We start from the raw sequence: 11,175 nt of genomic DNA, 5'->3' as shown, positions 1-11,175 counted from the left end.
TGGAGATCTCGCGGGGTAGTCCCAGCAACTGCCAATCAATGGATATCGATGTCAAAATGACTTTCTCGGCGGGCTCTCGAAGGGTGAATCACGCATGCGCACTTCCCCGCCACGATGGCGTTTGTGCGGCGGTGCCGGACGAATAAATCCAAATACGAAATTCTATTGGGGAGTACTTGAACAAATACGCTACTGACGCGCTGCGTCGGCGCTTTTGGCGTCCAGCCGGCGTGCAAGGCGCGCTCTCTTTCGCGCTTTTACCAAGCAGCGGGTACACGGTCAAGGAACGGCACATCGTACTTGCGCAATCGAGTACCGCTTGTTAAGCATATCGCCTCGTGCCCTCCTAATTGCCGTTTAGTTCCTCCGAGTTCCGGACGAGGGGCGGCCCAGCGCGGATTCGCGCAGGTTACTTCACCACGGCTTAATCCTTGATTGAGATGAAAACCGAGTTGTTGGCTCGCGTTCGCAAGCTTGGGCGAATCCTTCGCCCCACACCCGTCGTGCGGCTTTGGGAAACGCCCTTTCACCTTTTCGCAAAGCTCGAGTACGCAAATCCGTTTGGAAGCATCAAGGATCGCGCGGCGTATGGCATCTTGCTCGGCGCCGTCGAACGGGGCCAGGTTGGGCCCGATACGACGATCGTCGAGTCGTCCTCCGGCAATTTCGCCATTGCGATGGCCTCGCTTTGCCGGCTCGTCGGGCTCCGTTTCGTTGCGGTGGTCGACCCGAACATTGCGCCCATCTATCTCTCGCAATTGAAGCTCCTCTGCCACGACGTCGAAATGGTGACGGTGCGCGACGACACCGGCGGATTTCTGAAGTCGCGGTTGGAAAGAGTTCAGGCTCTATGCGAGACCATGCACAATGCGTACTGGCCAGATCAGTACTCCAACACCGACGGGGCTGATGTACACTATCGGCATACCGGGGCGGAGATATGCGATGCCTTCGACCGCCTCGATTACGTCTTCGTGCCGGTGAGTTCTTCGGGGACCATCGTCGGCGTATCGCGCAAGGTGAAGGAACGCTTCCCGCAGGTCAAAGTCGTTGCCGTCGACAGCCGAGGCTCCGTGATTTTCGGGGGCCAACCAAAAGCGCGCCACATTCCCGGCTTGGGCTCCAGCATCCAGCCGGACATGTTGCGTCACGCCCACATCGATCGCGTGGTGCACGTCGACGAGGCGGACGTGGCGCCTGCTTGCCGCATCCTCCTGGCCGACTACGGAATCTTCGTCGGCGGTAGCTCGGGCTCCACCTTCTCCGCCATTCAACAAGAGGCCAAACACATCGCGGCCGAGTCGCCCCAAGCCGTCGCCGTCTTCCTCTGCCCCGATCGCGGGGGCCCCTACCTCACAACCGTCTACGACTCCGACTGGAACGCCCAGGTCTTCGGGTGAAATCAATGGACTTGACCATCGTCAAAGGCAAAACCTGTTTCGACGTCATTCATGGGAATATTCCCGGCTGTATCGACATCGTGCGCGAGGCGTACCTTGCACACGGCGCCGGCAACTCCGTGAATCCGCCGAGCTATTTCCTCCGCTTTCCGGAGCGGCCCAATGCCCGCATCATTGCCTTACCGGCGTTCCTTGGCGAGCGCTTCCGCGTCTCGGGCATCAAGTGGATCGCGAGCTACCCGGATAATTTGCAGCTGGGCATTCCCCGCGCCAGCGCCGTGCTGGTCCTCAACGACTACGAGACGGGTTACCCCATTGCGGTGTTGGAGAGCTCCATCATCTCGGCGGCGCGCACCGCAGCGTCGGCAGTGCTCGCGGCCGAGACCCTGCGCAAGGACAAGAAGGTGCGCCGGTTTGGCATGGTCGGAAATGGCCTCATCGCGCGCTACATCCATCGCTTCTTCCGCGGTGCAGGGTGGGACTTGGACGAGGTCGTCCTTTTCGATACGAACCCCGCCGAGTCGACGGCGTTCGCCGGGATGCTTCGCGAACAAGGGGAGGGGAAAGTGCAGCGCGCCGCCTCCTTCGAAGAGCTCCTCGCCTCGTGCGACGTTGTCGTGTTCGCCACGGTGGCGGCAACTCCTTATGCGAGCGACGTGAAGCTGCTCGCGCACAACCCGCTGCTCCTCAACGTATCCTTGCGGGATCTCGATCCGGAGCTGCTCATTGCCTCGGAAAACGTGGTCGACGACATCGAGCACGTGCTCAAGGCGAACACTTCCCCGCATTTGACCGAGATGAAACTCGGGCACCGCGACTTCATCCGCGGAACGCTGGCCGACGTGCTGCGCAAGACCGTCACCGTGTCCGCCGGCAAGCCGATCATCTTTTCACCGTTCGGTCTCGGCGTTCTCGATCTCGCCGTGGGCAAATGGATCCTGGACGCGGCCGTGTCCAGCGGAGAGGCGTCCCCGATGAGCGACTTTTTCTTCGAGGTCACGCGTTAAGTGCTGGCGCTTCTTCGGCTCGCCTTCCGTATTGCTCCGCGCGACGTGATCGGCACCTGTGTGCTCAGCCTCGTCGCCGGCGGTGCGTTCGCGAGCTTCATCCCGCTGCTCAATGCGGCGCTGCGCAACCCCAGTACGAACCTCGCCATTCTGTTCGTGCTCGCGTGCGCGGTGGCCGTCGTCACCCGCACCTGGTCGCAGTTGCTCCTCAGCCGCATCGGCCTGCGCGCGACGAAGAAGCTCCGCTCCGACCTGGTCGCGCAATCGCTGCGAGCCTCGCTGCAAGACGTGGAGCGCGTGAGCGCCGCGCGCATCGATGCAGCCCTCAACGAAGATGCTCCGGCCATCGCTCACGGCCTCAACTCACTGCCTATCGCGTTGGTCGGCGTGGTGACCGTGATGGGCCTGCTCGTGTACGTAGCGGCCCTCGATTGGCGTATCTTCGCATTGGCGCTCGCCGTGATGGCCGTCGGGGTCCCCACGTTCAAGCTGCAGATCGACAAGTCCGAAAAGTGGCACGGCCGCGCGCGCAGCAAGCTGGGTGAGATCTATGCGGCCATGCGGCAGCTTACGCTCGGCTTCAAAGAGCTCAAACTCTCCGCACCCGTTCGCGAGGAGTTTACCAACGTGCGGCTCGAGCCCGCAGCCCGAGACCACTACAACCACATGGTGCGGGCGAACCTGTATTTTCACTCGGCCGACAGCTGGGGCTACGTGCTTGCGTTCCTGGTCATCGGCAGCATCCCCTTTGGTCTCGCGCGCTACGTGGCGCTTCCGCCGAGCGTGCTTTCGGGCGCCACGCTCGCCGTTCTCGGTCTTCTCGGTCCGCTCGACAGCATGCTCACGCACATCGGTCCGGCCCTCCGCGCGGGTGTGGCGCTGGGCCGCATCGACGAACTTTCGCGCGAGCTGAAGCCGGAGACCATGCTCGATGCCATGCCCCCCCGCGCGTTGGCGCGCGGCTCGATTCGCTCGATGCGCCTCGAGGACATTCGCTTCCAATACGAATCGAATGAGAGCGGCTTCGCGCTCGGTCCCATCACGCGCGAGTTCCACGCGGGGACCATCACCTTCGTGGTCGGCGGAAACGGCAGCGGCAAGACCACGCTCTGCAAGGTGCTCTGCCTTCTTTATCCACCGACGTCAGGTCGCGTGATCGTCGACTCGGACGTCATCGATCCGGAGCGGGTCGGGGCCCTGCGCGATGCCTTCGGCGTATTGTTCGCCGACTACCACCTTCCGGTGTGGGCCCGTGCCTATTCCGACGAGCGCGGCAAAGAGCGCTTCGAGACATTGGTACGACGTTTCGAATTGCATCGCGTACTTCGCGTGCAGGACGGCGACGTGTCCTCCGAAGGGCTCTCCAGCGGACAGCGCCGGCGCCTTGCGCTCATTCTCTTGCTGCTGCGGGACCATCCCATCTACCTCTTCGATGAGTGGACGGCCGATCAGGATCCGAGGTACCGCCACATCTTCTACAAAGAGCTCCTGCCCGAGCTGCGCGCGGCTGGGAAGATCGTCATCGTCATCACGCACGACGAGCGATATTTCGATCGTGCCGACAAGGTCCTGCGGCTCGACATGGGGCAGGTTCTCCCCGCGGCCATCACCAAAGCGGCTTCGCCCGGTCTGGATGTGATGCCCGGTCTCGACTTGAACGAGGTCACCACGTGAACGCGTCCGAATTCGCTCATCAGCTCATCGAAGCCCGCATCCTTTTTCCCTCCGGCGTCCGCGGGGTTTACGGCCGCAGCGGTCTGTTCGAGCGCATCGTTCGCGGTTTCGGTGCCATCATCACGAAGTTTGCCGAGGACGACGGCGCGGAGTTCGTCGATTTTCCGCCTCTGGTCACGCGGGCGAACTTCGAGAAGACCGATTATGCGCGCTCGTTTCCCCAATTGATGGGCTCCGTCCACAGCTTCTTCGGCGACGATGCTCATCACGAGAGGATGCTCGAGACGCTCTCGGCCGGCGAGGACTGGAGCACGCACCTGGGCAAGACGGAACTGATGCTTTGCCCTGCGGCCTGTTATCCGCTGTATCCCACCCTGCGCGGCACGCTTCCGGAGGCCGGAAAGCTCGTCGACCTCATGGGCCTCGTGTTTCGGCACGAGCCGTCGGACGATCCGGCGCGGATGCAGATGTTCCGGCAGCGCGAGAACATCCGCATCGGCAGCGAGGACGACGTGCGCGAGTTTCGCGATCGGTGGCTCGAACGCGGTCAGGCCGTGCTCGAGTCTCTGGGGCTCGAGACGCGGGCGGAGGTGGCAAACGACCCCTTCTTCGGCGAGGGCGGCAAGATGCTCGCGGTCAGCCAGCGTGCGCAGGCGCTGAAGTTCGAGCTGCTTTATCCAATTCACTCCGAGGACGCGCCCACGGCCATCTCCTCGTGCAACTACCACCAGGACCACTTCGGCCGCGCCTACGACATCCGCCTGTCCGATGGATCGTTCGCGCACACGGCCTGCGTCGGCTTTGGTGTCGAGCGGGTGACGCTCGCGCTCTTCAAGAAGCACGGCCTCGTCCCCGCGGATTGGCCGGCGCACGTGCGCACGGCCCTCGGCTTGGCGTAGTCAGCAATTGGACCGAGGCACGTACTTCGTATTGGTGAAGGCGTGCCATGTGTAATCGCTCACCAAAAGCTCGTAGCGCTCGAGCGGCCTCAGGAAATGGCATTCGTCGAATGCTTTGACGTGCACCGGGCACACATAGACCAGCACGACCCTGCGAGGCTCTCGCCTCAGGCTATCCTCGAGGTGGCGTAGAAATTCGACGTAAGCCTCGAACTTCGAAAACGGGTTGTAAAGATACAGAAGCAGGTCACCGGGCGGCATCTCGAAGGAGAGCGCGTTGCCGGTGATGACGCCCATGGCGGTCCGGGAGGCCACCTTACCGAGGTTCTTTCGTGCGACGCGAGAAACGGCGGTCGAGGCCTCCACGCCGAGCACCTGGCGAAATGGCCATTGGCCCGCCATCACCAGAACACGGCCCTTGCCGCAGCCGATGTCGACGAAGGTGAAATCCTCCGCGCGCACGTCCAGCGTGCGCATGACCGAAGCGAAAACTTCCGGAAGACTTGGAAAGTACCAAATCGCCGAGGCGTGCGATCCGTCGACGAAATCCCGTGGCGTGACCGCGACGGGCTCGGTGGTTTCGATACCGAAGCTCGCGTCGAATGCGTTGCCGCGGCGCGCAGGAATCTGCAATGCATACGAAGCGATGGCCGCCAAGAGTGTGTCGACCCCGCCAAACGTACGAAGGGTTCTAAAGGCACGACGAAAGCGATCGTAAGGCATCGGGGGGCCTCCATGTTTAGGATGCCAAATCGCTTAATTCAAATTGGAACGTGCAAAAGATAGTGAAACGATCTCCGGCACTGTCCCTGGACGCGCATCGTCGGTGCGCGGGCGTGTCACTGGAGGTGGAAGACCCACCCACCGTCGCTGGTGGCGCCCGCGGCATAGACATCATCGGGGCCACTTCCCCAGATGCTGTAGAAGTCGACGGCGTCGGCGCTGGGCGACTCCTCGGTCCACACGGAACCGTTGGACGAGTGCAAAATCTTGCCGCGGCCGCCGACGACGTAAATGTCGTCCACGCTGCTTCCCCAAACGCCGTAAAAAATGCCTCCCATGGTCGTATCTTGTTGCACGAAAGGCCCGCCGGCGTGACTGCGCAGAATGATGCTTGCGCCCACGGCGTAGATGTCGTCCCCGATACCCCAAATGGCGTGGAGCGCTCCGTGCGTGTTGTCGACTTGGCTCCAGGCGTCATCGCCGGTGGTCGCGTAGACGATGCCGGGGGCGGTGCTGCCGCCACCCACCGCGTAAATCTTGCCCGTGCTCGATCCCCAAATGGCGTTGATGGTATCCGGGGGCTGGAACGTTTTGTTGAACGCGCCGCCGTTCTTGGAATGGCAAATGGCGTACTTCGCAACCGCGTAAACGTCGTCGACGCTGGTGGCCCAAACGGATTGCGACTCGGCGCACGTGCCCAGCGCATTCCACGGCGTCCAGTGCTCCGGAGACGTCATCGAATACGGAGCCCCACCCCCGATGGCGATGATGCTTTGCGGACTGAGTCCCGCCAAGCTGGCGCCCATCGCTTTTCCGGCTTTGGGCTGGCTCGATTCGAGCTTCCATTCGCCCGTGCCGCGAAAGTGGTGAATACCGCCGAGCCCGATGGAATAGATATCGTTCTTTCCGGTTCCCCATAAGCCCATGATGGCCTGCGGCGTGACCTTGCTCCCGAACCACGACTTTGCCACGCACTCGCTTCCCTGAGGCTTTTTCCCGGACGGGCACGTGAAGCTGCAGGACGAGACGCTGCAGGTGGTGGTCGAGGCACCGGAGGGCAGGGGGCAAGCGTTGCAGCTTCCGCAGCCGTACGCCGGATCGTTTCGCCGGACGCACGACCCGCCGCAGACCACGCGATCGGCGCTTGCGCACCCACCGTCGGCGAGGGGAGGCTGCGGGTTATCGGTGCCGCTTCCGTCGCCATGACCGTTCCCGCCGTCGCCGAAGGGGAGGCCGCCGTCGGCATTCGCGCGACGGGCATCGTCGAAGTCGACGCCGAACAAGCTCCCGCATGCGGCGGTGACGGTGAGCGCGGTGAGGCCGAACAGAGCCATGCACCCGCGAAAAACCATATGCGTGCGCATGTTAGAATCTCCCCACGACGGAGACGCCCGCGGAGGTCGCCGTTCCGGGCGAAGGCCGCGTCAAGAGCAAATAGGCACCTCCGCCGAGGCCGATGGCCGCCGCCCCGAATGCGATGGGTGCCACGATCGACCAGGTCTTACCGCGCGATGCGGCGTCCATTCCGTCGCCATCGCAGATCCCGTCGCGGCAGTGGTCCTTGTAGCTCGATGCCGCGCCGGCGATGCCCACGGTGGCGACGATGCCCGTGATCAAGGCGGCCCCGCCGACGCCCGCGGCCACGTAACCCCATGTTGCCTGTGACGAACCTCCGTCCCTCGGGCGTGGCCCTGCTTGCGGCGGCGGGGTCGCTGGCGTGGCGACGGGAGCCTTCGCCGCCGGCGTGGCCCGCGCGGCCTCGAGGGTCACCGTGAGCGATTGCCCTTGGACGATGTCGACTTCGACGGCGCGCTCTTCGCGGCCCGGTGCGCGCACGACGAAGCGATGCCGGCCCGGATCGATGGGCAGCGACACGCCCAAGGTCGCCGTCCCGAGCTCCACGTCATCGCGGTGGATCGTGACGCCGTTCACCCGCGTCGCCAAGGTCAACACCACGTGCGGCACCCGCGCCTCCAGGTTCCGCGCGCGTTTCTCCGCGTACGCGATGCGATCGTCGCCCGTTCGAAACATCGGCACCGCGTCGCGAAATTCCTGCCATGCCGTGGCAATGCGGCCGCGCCGCTCCTCGCAGTCGGCGAGGTTGATCAACGTGCCCGGCGCCGGATCGAGGCGCTCACTCTCGGCGAAGCGCTCGCAGGCCGTATCCACATCGCCGTGCGCCAGCGCTTGCCGCGCACTCTGAAACAGGGCCTCCGCGGCCGACGAATCGCGCGGCGCGGCCCAGGCCGAGCCCGCGCAGGCCCAAATTCCCGCGGCGACGAAGACCAAATGGCTGTATTGCATGACGCGACCCTGTCGTACGCGTCAGCCCGTGGGATCTTCCTCCTCCGTGGCATAAGCGACGTCCAGAATCTCGAGCTCCTCCTTGCCACGCGGTGTCCGCACCGTCACATCGTCCCCCACGCGCTTTCCCAGAAGCGCACGCGCGAGCGGCGATACGAAGGCAATCCACCCCTGGGGAGCATCCGCCTCGTCGACCCCCACGATCTCGTAGCGCCGCTGCCCCTGTTCCCCGTGCTCCCCCCGCACGGTGACCCGGGCGCCGAAGCGCACTTCGTCGTGCGGCTGCCCGCGCGGATCGACCAGCACCGCACTGGCCACCCGCTCCCCGAGCTCCCGAATGCGTGCATGCACGGTGGTCAGAGCCCGCGTGCGGTCGGAGGCGTGGATCTCCGCATCGAGCCCCTCGAGTCGCGCCCGTTCCGCGTCGAGCGTCCGAAGTTCGGCGCGCAGCATGGCCAGCCCGCGCGGGGTCACGTAGTTCGGCACACCTGCGGGGGGAAGCGGCGCCCGCGGCACCACCACCACCGGTTCACGAAGGCCTGGCGGCCTTCGTAGGCCTCATCTGCCATCGATTTCTCAGTCTGCGCCGGTTCATCGGAGGCGTCGTCCTTGGTGAAGGCCTTGCTCATGGGGGAAGAGGCATACTAGACACGTGGTAAACAAAGTCCGCGTGATGGAGTCCGTAAGCGATATCGATTGGTCCACATGGACGCCGACGGAGAGTTCGGCGCTTCTTTTCGTGATCCGAGGCGGGCAGATCCTCTTGATCCGGAAAAAACGCGGCCTCGGCGCCGGGAAAATCAACGGGCCCGGTGGCCGGCTCGACCCGGGCGAGACCCCGCTCCAAGCGGCGGTGCGGGAGACCCGGGAGGAGGTCGGTGTGGCCGCGCTCGGTGTGCGCGAATGGGGCGAACTGCGCTTTCAGTTCACCGATGGCTACAAGCTCCTGTGCCACGTCTTCGCCGCCGACGGGTGCGAGGGCGAGGCCATCGAGACCGACGAAGCGCTCCCACTCTGGACGTCGCTCCACGAGATTCCGTACGACGAAATGTGGGCAGACGATCGCCTATGGCTCCCGCTCATGCTCGCCGGCCGCCGGTTTTCGTTGGTCTCCATCTTCGACGGCGATCGCCTGGTGGACGTCAAAATCGATGCACACGATCCGGCCGACTCCCTGTTTCGATATTTGAAAGAGCTCGGTATCGAGACGGAGACCGTCGCACACCCTCCCGTCTTCACCGTCGAAGCAGCCAAAGCGCACCGTGTGAACCACGATGGCCTTCACGTGAAGAACCTATTCTTGCGCAACAAGAAGGGGGCCATGTGGCTCGTCTCCGTGCAGGAAGATCGGGTCATCGACCTGCGCGGACTCGGCGAGCGCCTCGGCGCGGGCAACCTCTCATTTTGCTCGGCCGAGCGGCTGCGCAAGCACCTCGGCGTGCAGCCGGGATCGGTCACCCCGCTGGCGATCCTCCACGATCGCGACCACCAGGTGAAGGTGGCGATCGACGCGTCGTTGGTTGGCAATCATGGTCACAAAGTTCTTTGCCATCCAATGACCAACGACCGCACGACGGCGATTCGCGATGAAGACTTGATTCGATTTCTCGTATCGACGGGTCACCAACCGGTCGTCCTGAACTTTTGACGCTCTCGAAGTAAGATATTTCAGTATCGATTTGCATCGACGTCATAGCGACAGCTCGAGAAGCGAATTCACCTCTGCTAGTGTGAATTTGCCGCGCTGCTATCCTTACTTCCCTGCGCGCGGCCAGGAGCCGCCATGCGTTTTCAACGGAACGCCCTGTTCGTAGGGCCGGTTGCCGCCGTCATTTGCTTTGTCGCATTCCCCAATTTGCAGGGTTGCGGAAGCTCGGATTCGGAATTCAACAATGGGGGAAACCCCAATGGCGGCAACCCCGACGGGGGTGACAATGGCGGGGGATTCGGGGGAGGTGGCGATGGCGGCGGCGGCGACGGAGGGAGTTGGACCGGCGCTCCGTGTGCGACGGCCTCGGCGGACTCGTTCCGCACACCGATCTACATGCAAATGGTGCTCGATGGGTCGGGCAGCATGGACGGTGTCGTCATTCAAGGCGGCAACAGCGTCTACGGAAGCAACACGCGCGATATCGACACGTTGAATCGCCAGCGCCCGACCATTCCCAATGGAAGTGGCAATATGCAGCAGGCAGGCTCGGGCCCTCCGGGCGCGACGGGAAAGAAATGGCTCGCCGCCCGCGGCGCACTCTATTCCTTTTGGGACAAGCTTGCTCCGGCGGGAGGGGCGCAGGCCGACAAGAGCTTCGGCGTCGGCTTTCACGTCTTCAACAGCACGACGACCACCTCCGACAACCAGGTCGACGTGGGCATTGGCGCGGTCACCTCGGCGCAGGCCAATCGGCTCAAAGGGCGCATCGCACCCAACCTCGCGCACAATGGCGCCTCCACCGGCTACGCCATTGGCGACGTCTACGGCTCCGGAGCCACCCCGTTGGTTGCGGCCATCAACGGCCAAGGCGGCATCGTGCGGAACTTCACCCCCGATGGCACCTCGCTTTCGACCGGAGGAAAGCGCATCCTCGTCGTCATCACCGACGGCGTTCCCACCGATTCGCAAGGCAATCCCAGCGACGCCGAAAAAGACCGCGCGATCACGTCGGTGACCACCTTGAAGGGGCAATCCGTCCTCACCTTCGTCATCGGTGTGGGGGATCCCAACGCGCCGACCAACGAATACGACGAGGCGTTCCTCGGCCGTCTGGCCCAGGCCGGCGGTGCCGCCCCCGCCGGCTGCGATCCCAATTCGAACTGCCACTTCCAGATCACGCCGGGCGACAAGACCACGGACCAACTCCGGGACGAGTTCATCGCGGCCATCGACAAGATTCGCGACACCGTCCAATCCTGCGACTTCGATTTGGTGCACCCGAATGGCGCCCCCAACATCGACCCCGCGAAGGTCAACGTCGTCTACACCGCCGGCAACGGCACCGACACGAATCTCAAGAAAGACCCCCAGAACGGCTGGACCTACGACAGCGAGTCGGCGCCCAAGAAGGTGCTCCTCAAGGGCTCGTCCTGCACCACCTTGAAGAACGATCCCGGAGGGAAGATCCGAATCGTCGTCGGCTGCGCGACCGACGTGAAGGTAAATTGACCCCCTGA

General features: G+C 63.7%; 10 protein-coding genes. 6 read left to right on the top strand and 4 right to left on the bottom strand.

Features of this window, described 5'->3' with window-relative positions:
- Positions 1-440: 440 nt before the first annotated feature.
- The 4 genes from sbnA to LVJ94_21245 are packed head-to-tail and all read left to right on the top strand — an operon-like array spanning position 441 to position 4,980.
- Positions 441-1,400, top strand: coding sequence for a 2,3-diaminopropionate biosynthesis protein SbnA (gene sbnA, locus LVJ94_21260; protein ID WXB09745.1), 960 nt, complete (start codon positions 441-443; stop codon positions 1,398-1,400).
- 5 nt (positions 1,401-1,405) lie between these two features.
- On the top strand, positions 1,406-2,407 hold the full coding sequence (gene sbnB / locus LVJ94_21255) for a 2,3-diaminopropionate biosynthesis protein SbnB (protein ID WXB09744.1): 1,002 nt from the start codon (positions 1,406-1,408) through the stop codon (positions 2,405-2,407).
- A complete protein-coding gene (locus tag LVJ94_21250) occupies positions 2,408-4,081 on the top strand; it encodes a cyclic peptide export ABC transporter (GenBank protein ID WXB09743.1) in 1,674 nt (557 codons plus the stop codon). It abuts the gene before it with no gap.
- Positions 4,078-4,980 carry an amino acid--[acyl-carrier-protein] ligase gene (locus LVJ94_21245; protein ID WXB09742.1) on the top strand — a complete coding sequence of 301 codons (903 nt, stop codon included), beginning with the start codon at positions 4,078-4,080 and terminating at the stop codon, positions 4,978-4,980. The genes LVJ94_21250 and LVJ94_21245 overlap by 4 nt, the downstream gene beginning before the upstream one ends.
- Here LVJ94_21245 and LVJ94_21240 read toward each other — a convergent pair whose 3' ends face one another.
- From LVJ94_21240 to LVJ94_21225, 4 genes are all read right to left on the bottom strand, one after another.
- Entirely contained in the window at positions 4,981-5,703 is a 723-nt protein-coding gene (locus LVJ94_21240; protein WXB09741.1) for a class I SAM-dependent methyltransferase, read from the bottom strand.
- Positions 5,704-5,819: 116 nt separating this feature from the next.
- Positions 5,820-7,037, bottom strand: a complete 1,218-nt coding sequence (locus LVJ94_21235) for a hypothetical protein (GenBank protein ID WXB09740.1) — start codon at positions 7,035-7,037, stop codon at positions 5,820-5,822.
- Positions 7,038-7,068: 31 nt separating this feature from the next.
- Positions 7,069-8,007, bottom strand: a complete 939-nt coding sequence (locus LVJ94_21230; GenBank protein WXB09739.1) for a hypothetical protein — start codon at positions 8,005-8,007, stop codon at positions 7,069-7,071.
- A 21-nt stretch (positions 8,008-8,028) separates the two neighbouring features.
- A complete protein-coding gene (locus LVJ94_21225) occupies positions 8,029-8,523 on the bottom strand; it encodes a GreA/GreB family elongation factor (protein WXB09738.1) in 495 nt (164 codons plus the stop codon).
- 136 nt (positions 8,524-8,659) lie between these two features.
- On the opposite strand from LVJ94_21225, the gene LVJ94_21220 reads away from it, so the two are divergent.
- Together LVJ94_21220 and LVJ94_21215 are read left to right on the top strand one after the other, a co-directional pair.
- Positions 8,660-9,655, top strand: a complete 996-nt coding sequence (locus LVJ94_21220; protein WXB09737.1) for an NUDIX domain-containing protein — start codon at positions 8,660-8,662, stop codon at positions 9,653-9,655.
- A 135-nt stretch (positions 9,656-9,790) separates the two neighbouring features.
- On the top strand, positions 9,791-11,167 hold the full coding sequence (locus LVJ94_21215) for a hypothetical protein (GenBank protein ID WXB09736.1): 1,377 nt from the start codon (positions 9,791-9,793) through the stop codon (positions 11,165-11,167).
- Positions 11,168-11,175: the final 8 nt, after the last annotated feature.

The organism is Sorangiineae bacterium MSr11367 (assembly GCA_037157805.1).
In the GTDB taxonomy this organism is placed as follows: domain Bacteria; phylum Myxococcota_A; class Polyangia; order Polyangiales; family Polyangiaceae; genus Pendulispora; species Pendulispora rubella.
The sequence above is the reverse complement of the archived record's forward strand: the minus strand, read 5'-3'. Positions and strand labels throughout refer to the sequence as shown.

Excerpts from the sequence above, each read along its gene's own strand:
- sbnA (WXB09745.1), top strand. The coding sequence starts at position 441 with ATGAAAACCGAGTTGTTGGCTCGCGTTCGCAAGCTTGGGCGAATCCTT.
- sbnB (WXB09744.1), top strand. The coding sequence starts at position 1,406 with ATGGACTTGACCATCGTCAAAGGCAAAACCTGTTTCGACGTCATTCAT.
- LVJ94_21240 (WXB09741.1), bottom strand. The coding sequence starts at position 5,703 with ATGCCTTACGATCGCTTTCGTCGTGCCTTTAGAACCCTTCGTACGTTT.
- LVJ94_21235 (WXB09740.1), bottom strand. The coding sequence starts at position 7,037 with ATGGCTCTGTTCGGCCTCACCGCGCTCACCGTCACCGCCGCATGCGGG.
- LVJ94_21230 (WXB09739.1), bottom strand. The coding sequence starts at position 8,007 with ATGCAATACAGCCATTTGGTCTTCGTCGCCGCGGGAATTTGGGCCTGC.
- LVJ94_21215 (WXB09736.1), top strand. The coding sequence starts at position 9,791 with ATGCGTTTTCAACGGAACGCCCTGTTCGTAGGGCCGGTTGCCGCCGTC.